Here is an 18,038-nt window from a genome sequence, read left to right as displayed (position 1 = left end):
TCGACGAGCGTCATGGATAGAAAACCACGGGCTGATGACAAATGCGCTGGCGGCTCGAAGCGCTTTGCGGCCCAGGTGGGTAGACAGCCCGATGATTGGCGGTCATTTGCCGACTTGGGCAACCCTGCCCGGCCCCTCGCTTTGCGCAAACACGTATCTGTTCTTCCCCAGTTTCTTGGCCAGGTACATGGCCTGGTCCGCGGCCCGCAACAGCTGATCCGCTTCCACCCCATGGGTCTGGTAGAACGCCGCGCCGAGGCTTGCGGAAACATCGGCCTTCACTCCCGAGATCATCAGCGGCTGGCCGACCACATGAATGATCCGGTCGAGAATCGGGGCCACTTCGTCGATCGATCCAAGGTCATCCAGGACCACAACGAACTCATCGCCGCCCACGCGTGCCAGAAGGTCACATTCCCTCAGACAGGACTGCAGGCGATCGGCGATGATGATCAGCAACTGGTCACCCGCCGCATGCCCCAGGTTATCGTTGACCAGCTTGAAGCCATCCAGGTCCAGATAACAGACCACCACCTTGGCGTTGCGCCCTTGCACTCTTTCGAGAATCGCATCGAGCTTCATGCCCAGCAGCCGTCTATTGGGAAGGTGGGTCAAGGGGTCGTACATGGCGATTTCCTGCAGTCTTTTTCGCTGCTGGTCCAAGGTCGCCAGGGAGTAAGCGAGCCAGGCCATCAGCGTGGCCCCCAGCAGCACCAGAAAAGCCTGGAACAGCAGCAGACCGGTATTTCGCCAGTCGGCGATCCTGGAAACCCGAAGCTCCCACTGCGCCTCGTACAGGGTTACCGGAATGCGCGCGGCCGCCGCGCCCAAGGGTGCGGCGGATGCCTGGATCACCTCTTCCTGCCCGGTTTCCGGGTTCACCCCGGAAAACCTGTAGGCATAACCCAGCTTCTCCAGGGACGGTAAATCCGAGTCGGCAAAGGCATCCGGAAACTTCAAGGTCACGACCGTGTAACCCCAGAAGTACTTCCTGCCATTGGGTTCTTGCAGAAATACCGGCAACGTTCCTATCGCGCCCTGCGGCCCCTGGATCAAGGTGAATGGCCCGCGGAACAGCAACTCGCCTTCACGAACGTTCTTGATGACTTCGACCCGATCCTTGCCCTCGAAAAGATCATGGTTCTTGACCAGGATATTGGGAGCGGCCGGCTCTATTTGCCGAATCACGCCCTCCGGCGCCAGCGACAATGCAAAGGCGCCTTTGTACATGGGCAGCATGTAGCGCACCAGCTGGTTGAAATGCGGAACCTTGCCCTCCCCCTGATGGACCATTACCGCCAGGGTATTGGTCGATGACAAAGCGTGCTGTATGACTTTCTCGATCGAGCTGGCGTAACTGCTGGCTACTTGAATGGTATGGGCCGAGTCAGCCTCGCGCGCGGCCGAATTCAATTTGACGACAACAAAAGCCCCCGCCAGCAAACATAGGACAAACACCGACACCGAGACTTTTATCTTGTCGAAGCCAGAGAAAACCTTGGTTACCACTTCTTGCATCACCGGCACCCTGTTTTATTGCTATTGGTCGTAGGGATCTCGACTGGGGCAAAGGCGCTTGCCGCCCCGTCAGACGCAGGAAATCATTCCTCATCCTTTACTTCGTCCTTGAAGAACCCAAGCCAGGGCTGGGACATTACCGGGAAGTGCAGCCGTTGACCCTGGTAAAGTCCCTAGGTTCCATGCTCCATTTACCTATTCCAGCTCATTGCCGGGCGCCAGGCACGCCGCTCGATGCGGCACGACCTTAGCCGGCTCCAGAAGCCTATCGCGGGGCCCGCACCGCTCAATCATCCTCTTGCAACTTGATGCCCCGGGCATGCAGCAGGTGGGGCACCAGCAGCACCAGCAGGGTCATCGCCAGGAAGGCGGCGGATATGGGTTGGGTGACGAATATCGACCAGTCGCCCTGGCTGATGGACAAGGCATTGCGCAGCTGTTTTTCCGCCATCGGCCCCAGCAGCATGCCGACGATCACCGGCGCGACCGGGAAGTCGAAACGCCGCATCAGCACCCCGCCCCAGCCGATCGCCAGCATCAGCAACAGGTCGAAGGACGAATGGCGCATGCCATACACGCCGATGGAGGCGAACACCAGGATCCCGGCATTGAGGTACGGCCGGGCGATCCGCAGCAGCTTCACCCAGAGCCCGACCAGCGGCAGGTTCAACACCAGCAAGATGACGTTGCCGATGTACAGCGAGGCCACCAGGGTCCAGACCAGGTCGCCGGAAGTCTGGAACAGCAGCGGCCCCGGCTGCAGGTTGTAGTTCTGGAACGCCGCCAGCAGGATCGCCGCGGTGGCGGAGGTCGGGATGCCGAGGGTCAGCAGCGGCACCAGGGAACCGGTGGCGCTGGCATTGTTGGCAGCTTCCGGGCCGGCCACCCCTTCGATGGCGCCCTGTCCCTTGTTGGCGGCAAAGTCTTGTGGGTGCTTGCTCAGCTTGCGCTCGGTGGAATAGGACAGGAAGGTCGGGATTTCCGCGCCGCCGGCCGGGATCGAACCGAAGGGAAAGCCGATCAGGGTGCCCCGCAGCCAGGCGGGAATCGAGCGCCTCCAGTCCGCGCGGGTCATCCACAGCGACGTCAGGCGATGCCGGCCGGACGCTTCCTCCTTCTGATACAGCAAGCTGTACAAGGCCTCCCCCACGGCAAACAGACCGACCGCCACCAGCACCACTTCGATGCCATCGACCATTTCGGGAACGCCCAGGGTGTAGCGGGCAATGCCCGAGGTCGAATCGAGGCCGATCAGGCCGATGCTCAGGCCCAGCCCCAGCGAAGCAAAACCGCGCAGCATGGACGCGCCGAGCACCGCCGACACCGTGGTGAAGGACAGCACCAGGATCGCGAAATACTCCGCGGGGCCAAACTTCAACGCCAGCATGGCGACGAGGGGAGCAAACAGGGTCAGCAACACCGTGGCGATGGTGCCGGCGAAAAACGAGCCGATCGCCGCGGTGGCCAGGGCCGGCCCGGCGCGGCCGTTGCGGGCCATGAGGTTGCCCTCCAGGGCGGTGACCATGGACGACGACTCACCCGGGGTATTGAGCAGGATCGAGGTGGTCGAGCCACCGAACTGTGCGCCGTAATAGATCCCGGCGAACATGATCAGCGCGCCCGTGGGATCGACCTTGGCGGTGATCGGCAACAGCAGGGCCACGGTCAGTGCCGGGCCGATCCCCGGCAACACGCCGATCGCCGTGCCCAGCAGGCAACCGATAAAACCCCAGAGCAGATTGATCGGCGCCAGCGCCGCGGAAAAACCTGCTGCCAAGCTCAAGAGAATGTCCACCTTGTGACCTCCTTCGGCCCGGCTCAGATCCAGGCGTTGACCAGGGGTGGCAGGGCCACGCCCAGCCCGGCGTTGAACAGCCAGTAGATCGGCAGAGTCAGGGCGATGCCGATGGCCAGGTCACGCAGCGGACGCCGACTGCCGAACCCCCGTGCCGAACAGGCAAACAACAACCCGGCGGCCAGGACGAAACCGATCAGGTTGATCAGCACCGCAATCGCCACCAGGCCAGCGGTGACCCAGGCCGCCCCCAGCCTGCCGCCGGGCTGGGCCTGGGCGCTGTCGTCGCCGGGTTCGGCCAGCTCGCGGAAACCACCGGTGCAGGCCTGGTAGCTCAACAGCAGGCCCACGGCCCCCAGAAAGGCGCCGACGGCGCAGGGATAGACATGGGCACCGAGGATGACGAAGCCCATCTCGGGCGGAAAGCGCAAGGCGCCGATGACCAGCACCAGGCTGACGGCGACCAGCCCCAGGCCAATCGCCAACTGCGACAGCGCGACCCTGCTGCGCCCGGCCATCTCAAAGCAGCCCGACCTTGACCAGCATCGCCCGCAGACGCTGGTGTTCCTCAGCTACGAACTTGCCGAACTCATCACCGGTAAGGATGCTCGGCGACCAGGCGTTGGCTTTCACATTGTCCTGCCAGACCTTGCTGTTGGTGGCGGCCAGGACCGCGTCGGTGACTTGCTTGCGCTGCTCGGCCGTGAGGTTGGCCGCGCCATAGACACCGCGCCAGTTGCCGATGATCACGTCGTAGCCATTCTCCTTGAGGGTCGGTGCATCGATGCCGGGAACGCGCTCCGGAGCGCCGATGGCGAGCAGGCGGAACTGCTTGGACTGCACGTACTTGGCCAGCTCGGCATAACCGCCGGTGATCACCGTGATGTGCCCGCCCAGGGTCGCGGCCACCACTTCGCCGCCGCCGGCATAGGCGACGTAGTTCACCTTGTTCACCGGCACGTCCATCTTGCTCGCCAGCTCGGCGATGCCGATATGGTCGATGGAGCCCTTGGAGCCACCGCCCCATTTGATGCTGGCCGGGTTGGCCTTGAAGTCCTTGAGCAACTCCTCGAGGGTCTTGTAGGGCGACTCGTCACGCACGGCGAACACGTTGTATTCGGTGAACAGGCGGGCGATCGGCGTCACGTCTTTCAGGCTGATCTGCGGCTTGTTCTGCTCCACCGCGGTGACCATGATCGCCCCCACCACCAGCAGCGCATTAGGGTCGCCCTTGGTGCTGTTGGCGAACTGCGCCAGCCCCAGGGTGCCACCGGCGCCGCCCTTGTTCTCGAAGGTCACGGACTTGGCCGTGCCGGCCTCGAGCAAAGCCTTGCCCAGGACCCGCGCGGTCTGGTCATAACCGCCGCCCACGGAGCCCGGGGCCATGAACTTGACTGTATCCAGGGCAAACGCCGGGGTTGCGAGGGTGAGCGTGGCGAGGCTGGCGGCAATGGCCAGGCCGCGGCTGAATCGACGCAGTGCTGTGAACATCAGGTTTCTCCCGAGACTATTGTTTTTGTTGATACCGGTTGAATGCGCCCAGGGCAGTCGCCCTGTGTGGCCTGGGGTTAAGTGTAGACGGCCAGAGGTTGGCGACCGCCAGAGGAGAGAGCCCAGGGTAAACAAAACGACCAGGGCCAGGCGCTCCCGCCAAGGGCGCGCCTGGGGAGTCTTGGTTCGGGGTGGCAAGGGGTTGGCCGGTACAAGGCCCGGCCGTGCTTGTCAGCGAGGGAGAATCAGCGATTCAGCAAGAGAGGATCGGCGATCCTTGCCCATCACGAGCGGGTTTTCACGGTGATGAACATATGCAGCCGATCGTGGATTTCCTGGAGGGTGTGGCGGAACGGTTCATGTTTGTCGCTGGTGACCGGGTCCTCGAAGTTCCAGACGATCACCTCGCCGGAGGACGGCATGCGCGCGGCCTCTTCCGAGGACTTGTCGCACAGGGTGATGACATAGTGGAACTGCTGCCCCGCGAACTCGTCGAGGGCCTTGCTGCGCAGCCCCTCGGTGTCGATGCCGATATGCTCGAGAGACTCCAGGGTGCGCGGGTCGATCTCGCTGGCCTCCAGGCCGGCGCTAAAGGCATCGAAATCTTCGGCGTCGGCGTGGCGCAGCAGCGCTTCGGCCATCAGCGAGCGGGCGTCATTCCTGGCGCACACGAACAGCACGCGGCGTTTGTCACTCATGGTTCATGTCCCCTGTTTTCAGACTGCTGGGATAGTGCCCCGGAAAATCGCACTTTTTATTACAGCCTGTTTTTCGACCACGGGATGCCGCGACGACGGCGCGCAGGCGTTGCCTCGTCGATTGATTCCGGCGTGGCCGGCGAAGGATTGAAATAGAGCGACAGAACACCCTGGCGGGAACCGCTGGCCGGAGGAAGGCCAGCGGTTTGCAGATGATACTTGGTAATCAGTTGTTACATATCAGGCCATGCAGCACGCCGAAACGCAGCCCCGGCTCGGAAGGCGTCATATGGGTGACGCCAAACACCTTGAACGCCGCCAGCATCACCGCCAGGCCGCCGGGCAGGATACTCAGGCGATGGGACTGCAACCCCGCCAGCCTCAGGCGTTTGACATGCCCGGCTTCCAGCAGGCGCAACGACAGGCGCAACAACCCGCCGTAGGTGATGCCGTCCTGGCCATAGTCGTTCAGGCCGTTGGCCTTGAGCACCTTGGCCAGGAACCGGGCGGTGCCCGAGGAACCTATGGCCTGCTGCCAACCCAGCTGGCGATAGCGCCGGGCGACTTTCTCGAACTTCAGGCTGGCCATGCGCTCGGCTTCCTGCAGGGCGTGAGCCGAGACCGCACCGCCCGGAAAGTAGCGCGCGCCGAAGGTCCCGCTGCCAATGGCGATGCTCTCGGTCAGCAAGGGCTGGGCGCCCTGGCCCAGGATCAACTCGGTGGAGCCGCCGCCGATGTCCACCACCAGGCGCATGCTTTCGCTGCCCGGCACCGTATGGGCGACGCCGGCGTACACCAGTCGCGCCTCTTCATGCCCGGAGATGACATCGATGCGAAACCCCAGGTGGCGCTCCGCGCTGGCCAGGAACAGCGGCGCATTGTCGGCTTCGCGCACAGCGCTGGTGGCCACCGCCCGCACCCGCCCGGCCTCGAAACCGCGCAGCTTCTTGCCAAAGCGCGCCAGCGCCTGCCAGCCCCGGTCCAGCGCCAGCTCGTCCAGGGTGCCCTCCTGGAAGCCCTCCGCCAGGCGCACCGGCTCGCGCAGGGTCTTCACTTCCTGGATCATGAACCCCTGGCTGCGCCTGACCGGCTGGCCGATCATCAGGCGAAACGCATTGGACCCAAGATCAATGGCTGCGAACAGAGAGGCGTCGCCTTTCATGGGGGGATTCCTGGCAGGTTGATCAACCGGCAGGCCGCAGCCTGTCGAGCACCCAAGAGGGTTTGCGGCGATCTTGCCATGCCGTCGATGACGCCAAGATGACAGCCGCCCGCCTTGATACGCTCGGCTGGCGCTCTCCAGGCCTTGCCCCGCCGCAGCCCGGTAACGGAATGGGTTCAAAGGCTTTACGGCGGCAAGGGGGCTGTCATCATTTGGTCATTTTTCGCGGCGATACTCGCGTTATCAGTAATGCGTGCTCTCCTTTAACGCTGCCATCTTGGGCGGCTTTTTTTTGCCCGAAAATCCTGGCGACAAGCTTGCCGGATCGGGAAAACCTGCCTAGCCATCAAGGGCTGCGACATCCCTCTCCGCCGCTCCCGCATGCGCATCGGCACCAGGCTCGCCACGATCCTCCAGGCGGCTGCGAGCGAACAGCGCCGCTGAACGCAGGGCCTGCCTGGCCGAACGCAAGTAGAACGCCTGCAACTGGAACACATGCCACCTCGCCGCATGCACTTCCAGGCGACATGCCACCCCGCAGTGCAGCGCGCGCTCGGCCAGGCGCGTGGAGTCCGCCAGCAGCAACTCCTGATCCCCCACCTGGATCAGCATCGGCGGCAAGCCGCGCAAGTCGGCGGTCAATGGACTGTGCAACGGGCTATCGGCAGGCGCTGCATAGGCGCGCAGCCCTTGCTCGAGCCAGTCGCGCCGCAGCATGGGGTCGGCGTACTGGCGCGTGATGAGGGTCGACCCGCTCAGCGTCGCATCCGTCACCGGGGACAACAGCAGCAGGCCCGCGGCAAAGGGTTCGCCCCGCTGTTGCAGGGTAAGCGCCAGGGCCAGGGCCAGAGAGCCACCCGCGGAGTCGCCGGCCAGCAGGATCTGCCGCGCCGAATAGCCTTGCGCCCGGATCGCCTGGTAACAGGCCAAGGCATCTTCCAGGGCAGCGGGAAACGGGTGTTCCGGCGCCAGCCGATAGTCCGGTACCCAGACGGCCATCCCCGCTTCCCGGGCCAGGCGGCTGGTAAGACTACGGTGAGTGCCAGGGCTGCCCAGGCAGAAGGCGCCGCCATGCAGATAAAGCATCACCCCATCCGCCTCGGTATGGTCCGGTGCCAGCACCTGCAGCGGTACGCCCGAGACCTGCGCCCGTACCTGGCTCACGCCCGCGCAGCCCGGCATCGACCACGACAAGCCGTTGACGATACGCCGCTGTGCGGCAAGGCTTCGCGGCGGACCGATCAGCGCCCGGAAGCTCAGCCGCAAGAGTTGGCGCAACACGCCGGCACTGAGGACTTCGAGGCCATCACGGGGCTCGGCGACCAGCCGCCCGTAGACCTGGCCCGACTCGCTGGCCAGCGCCCTGGAAAAACCATAGGCGCGCAATGCCGAATAACGGGTCAGCCAGCGATAGGACAAGGTGAAGCCCGGCCAGTTGGTGCTGTTGTGGCCCGCTGCGTCGACATACCAGCTCTGGCAACCGCTCCACACGGAACCGGCCAGGCGGCGCTGTATCCGTTGATGAAAACGCTGCTCCGTCTGCTCATCGACCTCGACGGTGGTGGCCGCAGCCTTGTGCATCGCGCGCCAGCAGCGCATGACATGGGATATCTGGCTTTCCAGCATGTAGACGATCGAGTTGTGCCCCAGGTTGGTATTGGGGCCATACAACATGAAGAAGTTGGGAAAACCCGGCACCGCCAGCCCCAGATAGGCGCGTGCGCCCTGCTCCCAGGCGTGCTGCAGCTCCAGCCCGCCGCGCCCGACGATCGTCATCGGCGCAAGGAATTGCGTCGCCGCGAACCCCGTCCCGTAGATGATCGCATCGACCGGGTGGTGCTTGCCGTCCAGCGTCTCAATGCCCTGCTCGGTAATGCGCCCGATACCTTCGGTGATCAACTGCACATTGGGCCTGGCCAGGGTCTTGAGGTAATCGCTGGACAGCAGGATGCGCTTGCAGCCGATGGGGTAATCCGGGATCAGTTGCCGACGCAGCTGCGGGTCGCCCACCGACTGGTTCAACAAGCGACGAAACGGCAGGCCGACCGCCCACGTCATCAGGCCCTTGAGGCGGGTAAAACCCAGGGCCCTGGATTCGTAGCGCAGGTAGATGGCGGCACGATGCAGCGCCATGCGCCAGGGCTTCCTGGCGAACAGCTGCTTTTCTTCGTCGCTGTAGGCGCGATCGGGCCGGGGCAGGATGTAGGCCGGCGAGCGCTGGAACACCTTGAGCTGCGCCACCGAGTCGGCGATGGCCGGCACGAACTGAATGGCCGACGCGCCCGTCCCTATCACCGCCACCCGTTTCCCCGCCAACGAGTAGCCATGATCCCAGTTGGCGGAGTGGAACACCTGTCCCTTGAACGCCTGCATGCCTTCGAACGTCGGCAACGCCGGTCGGCTGAGCTGGCCAGTGGCGCTGATCAGCAAGGCGGCGCGATGCACCCGCCCACCGACTTCGGTGACGCACCACTGCGCACTGGCCTCGTCGAATCGCGCCGCCTGTACTTCAGCGCCGAAGCGGATGTGCCGCGCCACCTCATACTTGCGCACGCAATGCTGCAGATAACGCTGTATTTCCGCTTGCGGGGCAAACATCCGCGTCCAGCCGGGGTTGGGTTCGAATGAAAACGAATACAGATGCGACGGCACATCGCAGGCCGCGCCCGGGTAACTGTTGTCCCGCCAGACGCCGCCGACATCCTGCTGTTTTTCCAGAATGATGAAGTCCGTGACGCCGGCCTTGCGCAACGCGATAGCCATGCCGATGCCGGCAAAACCGCTGCCGATGATCACGGCGGTGAGTGGCGACGTCGATGGCAGGTCGGGTTCGAGTTGGGGCATGAGGCACCTCTTTTCTTGTTTTTTCATGGGCAGGCGCAGGTCATCGCATGATGGGGTCCACAGCCTTCCCGGCAATCCCGATCAGCGTAGCCTGTGCGCCCATCATGCTTGCCCGGCCTCGCCAGGCCCATGACGCAAAGGGACAGATACTTTAGTATTCAGGCCAATTCCTTTCCCTGACCCGGGTAGCGAGCATGAACATGCTGGAGTTGTTGCGAGGACCGGCCAGTGCCCTGCTGATGGTGGATTTCGGTCGCGAAAGAGGCTTCTCGCCTGCGCAATTGCTGGCCGGTTCGGGCCTGTCGCTGAGCCGGCTGGCCGATCCCAACTTCGAGCTGTCATGCACCCAGGAACTGCGCCTGATCAATAACCTGCTCAACCTGTCGGGGCACCCGCAGGGGCTGGGCTACCAGGTAGGCGAGCGCTATCACTTCTCGACCTACGGGCTGTTCGGTTATGGCCTGATCAGCAGCGCGACCGCCGGTGACGCCTTGCAGCTGGCCCTGCGGTTCTTGCCGCTGACCTACGCGTTCACCCGGATCGCCTACCATGAGCAACCGCCGCTCGGCATCCTGACGTTCACCGAACCGGCGCTGGCGGATGAGTCGCTCAGGGACTTTGTGATCGAGCGCGACATGGCCGCCGCCGCGGTGCTGCTCAAGGAAATAGCTGGCCGCGAGTTCTCCCTGGCGGTTTTTACCCTGAAGAAGAAACGCCCGTTCGATCAGGCGGCCGCCAGTGCCGGCAATATTCTTGGCGTGCGCCCCGACTACCTCGCCGACAGCAACAGCCTGGCCTTCGAGCGTTCGCTGCTGAGCCGCCCGCTGCCCCAGGCCAACACCGTCACCGTCTCGATGTGCGAGCAGATGTGCGCGCAATTGATGGAGCGCCGGATCCCCCGCACGGGCACCGCCAACCTGGTCCGCCAGTACCTGAACATCACCCCCCTGGGCGCACCGCCAGACCTGCCGAGCATGGCCAGCCTGGTCAATCTCAGCGAGCGCACCTTGAAACGGCGCCTGCACCAGGAAGGCACGAGTTACCGGCACCTGCTGGAGCAGTCGCGCAGCGTCGCGGCCCTGGAGCTGCTCGGCGACCCTGCGCTCAAGCTGACCGACATCGCCGAGAAACTGGGCTACAGCGACCTGTCGAGTTTCTCCCAGACCTTCAAACGCTGGTACGGCGTATCCCCCAGAACCTATCGCCACGCGTCCAAGGCCACTTAGACGACAGGCCGGGCCGGACTGGGGAGCGCCCTCGCCTACAACCGCAGGCTGCCCTCGATACAGGTCACCGCCGAGCCGCCGATCCAGACTTCATCGCCGATCCGCTCGACCTGGATGCGCCCGGCCCGGCTCATGCTCAGGCCCTGGCTGACCACGTAGGACGCCGGTGCCAGGCCCGCGCCCAGCAACCATTGGGCGATGCCGGCGTTGAGGCTGCCGGTGGCCGGGTCTTCCGGCATGCCGTCGCCGGCAATAAAGGCGCGCACTTCGAACTGCGCCGCGTCGCCATCGCGCTCGGGGTTCCAGGGTGCGATCACCCCCACCGCGAGGCCCGTCAGTTGCGCGTAGTCGGGTTGCAGGTCGAGCACCTGACCGCGCTCGGCCAGCAGCACCGCCAGCCAGCCAGCGCCGTTGTCCACCCATTGCGCGTCGACTATGGCGCCGGGCGCCAGCCTCAGGCCCTGGCGCACCTGCTCCAGCAACCCGGCCTCCACCGGGCCGGACTTGAGCAAGGGCGGCGCGAGAAACGCCAGCTCGGCGCCGTTGCGGCGAATGCGCACCAGGCCCACCGCGCACTCCTGGACGATCTCCTCGCCCTTGGGCACGCCGCCGGACTCCAGCCAGGCATGGCAGCTGCCGAGGGTTGGATGGCCGGCGAACGGCAGTTCCTGCAGGGTGGTGAAAATCCGCAGGCGATAGTCGGCCCGCGGGTCTTGGGGCTCGAGGATAAAGGTGGTTTCGCTGAGATTGGTCCAGTTGGCGAACGCCGCCATGCGCGCATCGCTCAACGGGTCGGCGCCGAACACCACCGCCACCGGGTTGCCCTTGAGCGGCTCGTTGCTGAAGACATCCACCTGCTTGAAATCGAATCGGCTCATTGCGGGTCCTTGTCTGAATGAACACGGTCAGGCCTGGACCGGCCTGACCTGCAAAATGGAAACCTGTAGCCGCTGCCGCAGGCTGCGCTCGACGACGCAGTCGGCGTAGAACCTGACGACGCGCCCTGTCTGGCACAACGCGTTGAGCCTTTTTACGACGACTGCGTCGCCGAGCGCAGGCTTCGCCAGCGGCTACAAGGTGTGGGGGTGTCAGACAGGCTTGGGAATTTCCAGGCCGCGGATCACCGCCGGGCGCGCGAGGAAACGCTCCAGCACGCGCTGCACGTTGGGGAAGTCCTTGAAGCCCACCAGGTCGCCGGCTTCATAGAAACCGACCAGGTTGCGCACCCAGGGAAAGGTGGCGATATCGGCGATGGTGTAGCGCTCGCCCATGATCCAGTCGCGACCTTGCAGGCGGCTATCGAGCACGCTCAGCAGGCGGCGGGATTCGGCGACATAACGGTCCCGTGGCCGCTTGTCCTCGTAGTCCTTGCCGGCGAATTTGTTGAAGAAGCCCAGCTGGCCGAACATCGGGCCGATGCCGCCCATCTGGAACATCAGCCACTGGATGGTCTCGTAGCGCGCGGCGGATTCCTGGGCCAGCAGTTGCCCGCTCTTGTCCGCGAGGTAGATCAGGATCGCCCCCGACTCGAACAGCGCCAGCGGCCGGTCATCCGGGCCATGGGGATCGAGGATCGCCGGGATCTTGTTGTTCGGGTTCAGGGAAAGGAACTCGGGGGACATCTGGTCATGGGTTTCGAAGCTAACGCGATGGGGCTCGTAGGGCAGCCCGATCTCTTCGAGCATGATCGAGACCTTGACGCCGTTGGGGGTCGGCAAGGAATACAGCTGGATCCAGTCGGCGTACTGCGCAGGCCATTTCTGGGTGATGGGGAATGCGGAGAGATCGGTCATGACAGGCTTCCAATGACGGTCAGATGAAAGGCCGAGGCCCCGGGCCGGGCGGCGACGGCGCTAGATTACAGGCATAGGTTCGCGGCGCGCATTCTTAAATTCGAAACATCCGGTGGTTAAGCTTCCCGGCAGCCAGACAGCGGTGCGGATAAAGTAACGGGCCCACGCTCGCAGTCCCACGCTCGGATCGAACCAAAAGGCGTCCTGGGACTCAGAGCACTACCTACAGGTAGAACACTCGTTCAATGACAGGGAAAACCACGCGAAGCCGGGAGCTCGCCGTGGAAAGGTTTGTCAGCCTTAACCGATTGCGCTGAAGTACCCACAATCAAATGAAGAATCTGCTGAGTTTCACCCAACGCCTGCAACGCCGGTCCTACGTATTCTTTCCGGCGCTGATGCTGACCAGTGCGCTGCTGCTGTCGCTGGAGTCCAGTGAAAGTCGCGCCCAGCCGGTGGACGGCACCCAGACCCTGATCTTCCTGCGCCACGCGGAAAAACCCGCCGGCGGCCTCGGCCAGCTCAACTGCCAGGGCCTGAACCGCGCCATCGACCTCGCCTCCCTGCTGCCGGAAAAATTCGGCAAGGCCAACTACGTGTTCGCCGCCAACCCGACGCGCAATGTCGAGGAAGGCGAGCTCGACAACTCCTACAGCTACATCCGCCCGCTGATGACCATCAGCCCCAGCGCCATCAAGCTCGGCCTGCCGGTGAACATCGAGTTCTCGGCCAACGACACCAGCGCCCTGGCCGACGAGCTGCTGCACGACCGCTACCACAACTCGATCATCTACACCGCCTGGTCCCACGGCTACCTGCCGGAGCTGATCAACAAGGTGGCGCGGGAAGCCGTCGGCGAAAAACGCACCATCACCGACGACTGGGCCTCCAACGATTTCGACTCGCTCTACGTGCTGACCCTGACCTGGCACAACGGCAAGGCCACCCTCGACAGCCGCAGCTACAAGCAGGGCCTGGATAACGGCGAGGAAAGCTGCCCGACCTGATGCGCCGCCCTCAGCGCAAGGCGTCCAGCAGGCGGTACCAGGCGATCCCCGCCCCCAGGTACAGGCGCTGCAAGCCATGCAGCGGAATCGGCCGGATCGGCGTCACTGGAAACGGAAATTCACGGCTCGCCCCCGACAGCCGCGCCGCCAGGTGCTTGCCCAGGGCCGTGGACAAGGCGATGCCGCGACCGTTGTAGCCGAGCAGGATCGACAACCCCGGCTGCGGCTCATGCAGCTGCGGCAGGAAACTCTGGTTCAACGCCACCCGCCCGCTCCAGCGATACTCGATGGGCGTGCCCGCCAACTGCGGAAACAAGCCCAGCAATGAACGCTCCAGGTGACGCCAGTCGCCGCTGTGGGTCGGTTCGGAGAACGGCCCGCGCCCTCCCAGCAACAGACGCCCCTGGGCATCCTGCTTGAAATACAGCAGCAGGCGCCGGGCGTCGGAGCAGACCTCGCCGTTCGGCAGGATGCTCTGGCGCAGCTCGGCCGACAGCGGGCGGGTGGCGATGATGAAACTGTTGGCGGCAATCACCGTCTGCCGCAGCCGTGGCCACAGGTCGTCGGTGTAGCCATTGGTCGCCAGCACCACGCGCTGGGCCTGGACCCGATGGCCCTGGGCGGTGCGCAGCTGCCACTGCCCGCCTTCGCGCTGCAAAGCCTCGACCCGAGTCTGCCCGTGAATCCGCACGCCCTGCTGCTGCGCCACCCTGGCCAGGCCGCGCGCATAGTTCAGCGGGTGCAGGCTGCCGGCGCGCGGATCGACCCAGCCGCCGAGGTAGTTCTGGCTGCCGATGCGCCGGCCGACGGCGGCGCGGTCGAGCAACTCCACCGCGACCCCGCGCCGGCGCCACTGCTCGGCGCGCTGCTCGATGGCCTGCAGGGATCTGGCGGAAAACGCCGGCTGAATCCAGCCCTTGCGCGTGGCATCACAGGCAATGCGATGCTGCTCGATCAGGGCGAACACTTCATCGGCGGCCGAGCCGGCCGCCTCCAGCATGGCCTCGGCGCGGGCCGGGCCGAACTTGGCCAGCAGTTGATCCGGGTCGTACTTGAGCCCGGGAATCACCTGCCCGCCGTTGCGTCCGGAAGCGCCCCAGCCCGGCTCACCGGCATCCAGCACACAGACGCTGACCCCGGCCTCGGCCAGGCGCAGCGCGGTCACCAGCCCGGTGTAGCCGGCGCCGACTATGGCCACGTCGGCCCGCAAGTCTTCAGCCAGCGCCGGGGTCTCGACCGCCGCAGTCGCCGTGGCGGCCCACAGGGAAGGCGGCAGGCGCAAGGTTTCGGCGGCCTTCATGCCTGCACCTCCGCGCCCTGGTTGAGCAGGCGCTTGAGGAAGTCCTGGGTGCGCGGATGGCGCGGCGCGCTCAGCACCTGCTTCGCCGGCCCGGCCTCGACGATCTTGCCGCTGTGGAGGAAACACACCTTGTCCGCCACGTCCTGGGCAAAACCCATTTCGTGGGTGACGACGATCATGGTCATGCCTTCGTCGGCCAGCTTGCGCATCACCGCCAGCACCTCGCCCACCAGCTCCGGGTCCAGCGCCGAGGTCGGCTCGTCGAACAGGATCGCCTGCGGATCCATGGCCAGGGCCCGGGCAATCGCCACCCGCTGCTGCTGGCCGCCGGACAGCTCGTCCGGATAGGCGTGCATGCGATGGGCCAGGCCGACCTTTTCCAGCAGCGCCTCGGCCCGCTCCCGGGCCTGCTGCGGGTTCTGCTTCTTCACGTAGATCGGCCCTTCGGTGACGTTCTGCAACGCGGTGCGATGGGGGAACAGGTTGAAGCGCTGGAACACCATGGCCACCTGGGTGCGCAGCTGGTGAATGGTCTTGCCGTGGCGGTCGACCCGTTCGCCGCTGACCAGGATGTCGCCCTGCTCGTAGCTTTCCAGGCCGTTGATGCAGCGCAGCAGGGTCGACTTGCCGGAACCCGAGGGGCCGATCAGGCACACCACTTCCCCGCTCTGCACGCTCAGGTCGATGCCTTCGAGCACCGCCACGTTGCCGAAACTCTTGTGTACGCCCTTGATTTCGATCATGACTTTCTCCGGGTGCTGAAGCGCGCCTCCAGGCGACGCAGGGCAAAGGACAACGGCAGGCTCAAAGCCAGGTAGAGCAAGGCCACCAGGGTGTAGACGGTCATGTTCTCGAAGGTCGAGGAAGCGATGAGCTGACCGGCGCGGGTCATCTCGGCCACGGTGATGGTGGACACCAGCGAGGAGTCCTTGAGCATCATCACCAGGGTGTTGCCATAGGGCGGCAAGGCGATGCGAAAGGCCTGGGGCAGGACCACCCGGCGCATGATCATGCCGCCGCGCATGCCGATGGATTCGGCCGCCTCGATCTGCCCCTGGTGAATGGCCTGGATGCCGGCGCGGAAGTTTTCCGCCTGGTACGCCGAATAGGCGATGCCCAGGCCGATCACCCCGGCCTGCATGGCCGTGAGCTGGATGCCGAAATCCGGCAGCACGAAGTAGATGTAGAACAGCTGCACGATGATCGGCAGGCCGCGAATGACGTTGACCACGCCAATCGCGAACAGCGAGATCGAGCGCACCTTGGACACCATCATCAAGGCGAATACCAGGCCGATCAGCGAGCTGAGCACAAAGGAGCCGGCCGTGACCTGCAAGGTGACCACCGCCCCTTTCAGCAGAATGGGGAGGAAGTCCAGAGCGTTCTGGAGAAACATAGGAGGACCTGCGCAATCAGGAGTGAAGCGACCCCGCCGGGCGGCCGGGCCGCGGGGTGGTCAGTTGAGCTTCCACTTCTCGATGATCCGCTCCAGGGAACCGTCGGCCTTGATCGCCGCGATGCCGCGGTTGACCTCGTCCAGGGTCTGCGCATCGCCCTTGCGCACGATCAGGCAGACATCGCCCATCACCACCGGCTGGTAGTTTTTCACCAGTTGCACCTTGTTCTGGGTGCCCTGGGCCAGTTGGTAGGCGACGATCGGCCGGTCGGCGAAACCGGCCTTGATCCGCCCCAGCGCCAGGTCGCGCAGCAGGTCGGGGATCGAGTCGTAGCCGCGCACTTCCTTGAAGATCCCGCGCTTGTTCAACTCATCGATGAACACCGTGCCGACCTGGGCGCCGACCACCTGGTCCTTGAAGTCTTCCATGCGGGTGTAGGCGGTGTTGTCGTCGGCGCGCACGATCAGCCCCTCGCCGTAGCTGAACACCGGGTTGGAGTACTGCACCACCTTCTCCCGCGCCGGGGTGCGCAGCATGGCTGCGGAAATGATGTCGATCTTGTTCGAGGTCAGCGAAGGGATCAGCGAGGCGAAGGTGGTCTGCTGGATGTCCACCTCGAAGCCGCCGGCCTGGCCCACCGCCCGGGCGGCGTCGATCATCATGCCTTCGATGCTCTGGCTCTTGACGTCGAGAAAGGTGAAGGGAATGCCGGTGGCGGTGGCGCCGACCTTGTACACCGGCGCGGCGCCGGCACTGGCGGAACCGACGAGGCCGGCGGTAAGTGCGCAGCACAATGCAAGGACACGAAAACGCTTTTGCATGGCGAATCTCCCATTGGACGATTTTATTGTTTGAAGTCCGTGATGGTTGGCCTCTGAACGTGGGGCAGGAGGCATGCAACCGACTATAAACAATTTACAAAAATCGTAAAGAGATTTATAAATATCGAATATCGATATTCAAAACACAAAATATCCAAAGGAACCGCCATGAGCGACACCCCCAATAGCCTGTTCAATCAGTCGCTGGAAAAAGGCCTGGCGGTCCTGCGCGCCTTCAACGCCGCCCAACGGACCATGAACCTGGCGGAAATCGCCGAGGCCGCCGAGATCAACAAAAGCTCGGCGCAACGCATGATCCACACCCTGGAGCAGCTCGGTTACGTGCGTAAGCACCCGCAGACCAAACGCTTCCAGCTGACCCCGCGGGTGATGGAGATCGGCTACAACTACCTGGCCGCCGACACCCTGGTGGATGTGGCCAACCCGTTCCTCGCCGAGCTGGCCCAGGTCACCGGCGAAACCACCAACCTCACCGAGCCCGACGGCCTGGACATGGTCTACGTCGCGCGCTTCGTGGCACCCAAATTCATCCCGATCCACATGCCTATCGGCAGCCGCATCCCGATGTACTGCACCGGCTCCGGCCGCGCCTACCTCAGCGCCCTGCCCGACCAGGAAGCCCTGGCGATGCTCCAGGCCAGCGACCGCCAGGCCCATACCCGCCACACCCTGACCGAGATAGACGCGATTCATGGGCAAATCGTCGCCACCCGCCAGCGCGGTTACGCCCTGAACCAGGAAGAACTGTTTCTCGGCGACATGAGCATCGCCGCGCCGATTATCGGCAGCCAGGGCCTGCCGGTGGCCGCCGTGCACGTGGTGATCCCCAGCAGCCGCTGGACCCTGGAAGAAGCCGAACGCAAGTTGGCGCCCTCGGTGATCGAGTGCGCGCGGGCGATTCGCACCTCGATTCGTACGCTCTGAGCGGCCATGACACTTTTGCCGCCGTCAGCGATCGTCTGCGC

General features: G+C 64.4%; 16 protein-coding genes. 3 read left to right on the top strand and 13 right to left on the bottom strand.

The window, feature by feature from the left end; all coding sequences use genetic code 11:
* Nucleotides 1-102: 102 nt before the first annotated feature.
* The 7 genes from J4D52_RS16005 to J4D52_RS15975 all read right to left on the bottom strand — a co-directional run bounded on the left by J4D52_RS16005 (nt 103) and on the right by J4D52_RS15975 (nt 9,508).
* Complete coding sequence (locus tag J4D52_RS16005) at nt 103-1,518, bottom strand: sensor domain-containing diguanylate cyclase (RefSeq protein WP_102677220.1); 1,416 nt, start codon at nt 1,516-1,518, stop codon at nt 103-105.
* A 286-nt stretch (nt 1,519-1,804) separates the two neighbouring features.
* Complete coding sequence (locus J4D52_RS16000; protein WP_025804050.1) at nt 1,805-3,313, bottom strand: tripartite tricarboxylate transporter permease; 1,509 nt, start codon at nt 3,311-3,313, stop codon at nt 1,805-1,807.
* Between the two features lie 23 nt (nt 3,314-3,336).
* The gene (locus J4D52_RS15995; protein WP_102677221.1) at nt 3,337-3,831 is read right to left on the bottom strand and encodes a tripartite tricarboxylate transporter TctB family protein; all 495 of its coding nucleotides are present in this window, start codon (nt 3,829-3,831) and stop codon (nt 3,337-3,339) included.
* A 1-nt stretch (nt 3,832) separates the two neighbouring features.
* A complete protein-coding gene (locus tag J4D52_RS15990; RefSeq protein ID WP_102677222.1) occupies nt 3,833-4,804 on the bottom strand; it encodes a tripartite tricarboxylate transporter substrate binding protein in 972 nt (323 codons plus the stop codon).
* Nucleotides 4,805-5,088: 284 nt separating this feature from the next.
* A complete protein-coding gene (locus J4D52_RS15985) occupies nt 5,089-5,502 on the bottom strand; it encodes an arsenate reductase ArsC (protein WP_025804053.1) in 414 nt (137 codons plus the stop codon).
* A 226-nt stretch (nt 5,503-5,728) separates the two neighbouring features.
* Nucleotides 5,729-6,664, bottom strand: coding sequence for a Ppx/GppA family phosphatase (locus J4D52_RS15980; protein WP_025804054.1), 936 nt, complete (start codon nt 6,662-6,664; stop codon nt 5,729-5,731).
* A 339-nt stretch (nt 6,665-7,003) separates the two neighbouring features.
* The gene (locus J4D52_RS15975) at nt 7,004-9,508 is read right to left on the bottom strand and encodes an alpha/beta hydrolase fold domain-containing protein (RefSeq protein ID WP_102677223.1); all 2,505 of its coding nucleotides are present in this window, start codon (nt 9,506-9,508) and stop codon (nt 7,004-7,006) included.
* Nucleotides 9,509-9,708: 200 nt separating this feature from the next.
* Here J4D52_RS15975 and J4D52_RS15970 point away from each other — a divergent pair, with 200 nt between their 5' ends.
* Nucleotides 9,709-10,734, top strand: coding sequence for an AraC family transcriptional regulator (locus J4D52_RS15970; protein ID WP_256581546.1), 1,026 nt, complete (start codon nt 9,709-9,711; stop codon nt 10,732-10,734).
* A 35-nt stretch (nt 10,735-10,769) separates the two neighbouring features.
* Here J4D52_RS15970 and J4D52_RS15965 read toward each other — a convergent pair whose 3' ends face one another.
* Entirely contained in the window at nt 10,770-11,612 is an 843-nt protein-coding gene (locus tag J4D52_RS15965; RefSeq protein ID WP_102677225.1) for a PhzF family phenazine biosynthesis protein, read from the bottom strand.
* Nucleotides 11,613-11,822: 210 nt separating this feature from the next.
* On the bottom strand, nt 11,823-12,527 hold the full coding sequence (locus tag J4D52_RS15960; protein WP_102677226.1) for a glutathione S-transferase family protein: 705 nt from the start codon (nt 12,525-12,527) through the stop codon (nt 11,823-11,825).
* A 332-nt stretch (nt 12,528-12,859) separates the two neighbouring features.
* Here J4D52_RS15960 and J4D52_RS15955 point away from each other — a divergent pair, with 332 nt between their 5' ends.
* Entirely contained in the window at nt 12,860-13,534 is a 675-nt protein-coding gene (locus tag J4D52_RS15955; RefSeq protein WP_025804059.1) for a hypothetical protein, read from the top strand.
* A gap of 10 nt (nt 13,535-13,544) precedes the next feature.
* On the opposite strand, the gene J4D52_RS15950 is transcribed toward J4D52_RS15955, so the two are convergent.
* Genes J4D52_RS15950 through J4D52_RS15935 form a run of 4 tightly spaced genes read right to left on the bottom strand, consistent with a single transcriptional unit; the run spans nt 13,545 to nt 17,052 of the window.
* Complete coding sequence (locus J4D52_RS15950) at nt 13,545-14,834, bottom strand: FAD-binding oxidoreductase (RefSeq protein ID WP_102677227.1); 1,290 nt, start codon at nt 14,832-14,834, stop codon at nt 13,545-13,547.
* Complete coding sequence (locus J4D52_RS15945; RefSeq protein WP_009048220.1) at nt 14,831-15,577, bottom strand: amino acid ABC transporter ATP-binding protein; 747 nt, start codon at nt 15,575-15,577, stop codon at nt 14,831-14,833. The genes J4D52_RS15950 and J4D52_RS15945 overlap by 4 nt, the downstream gene beginning before the upstream one ends.
* Nucleotides 15,574-16,230 (bottom strand): amino acid ABC transporter permease, encoded by a 657-nt coding sequence (locus tag J4D52_RS15940; protein WP_009043142.1) that lies wholly within the window; start codon nt 16,228-16,230, stop codon nt 15,574-15,576. Before J4D52_RS15940 ends, J4D52_RS15945 begins: the two co-directional genes overlap by 4 nt.
* A gap of 60 nt (nt 16,231-16,290) precedes the next feature.
* Nucleotides 16,291-17,052, bottom strand: coding sequence for an ABC transporter substrate-binding protein (locus J4D52_RS15935; protein ID WP_102677228.1), 762 nt, complete (start codon nt 17,050-17,052; stop codon nt 16,291-16,293).
* 168 nt (nt 17,053-17,220) lie between these two features.
* On the opposite strand from J4D52_RS15935, the gene J4D52_RS15930 reads away from it, so the two are divergent.
* A complete protein-coding gene (locus J4D52_RS15930; protein WP_025804062.1) occupies nt 17,221-17,997 on the top strand; it encodes an IclR family transcriptional regulator in 777 nt (258 codons plus the stop codon).
* Nucleotides 17,998-18,038: the final 41 nt, after the last annotated feature.

This window comes from Pseudomonas sp. GW460-12-10-14-TSB1, assembly GCF_017349775.1.
Classification (GTDB): domain Bacteria; phylum Pseudomonadota; class Gammaproteobacteria; order Pseudomonadales; family Pseudomonadaceae; genus Aquipseudomonas; species Aquipseudomonas piscium.
Note: the sequence above shows the minus strand (reverse complement) of the source record. Positions and strands in the feature narration are given on the sequence as shown.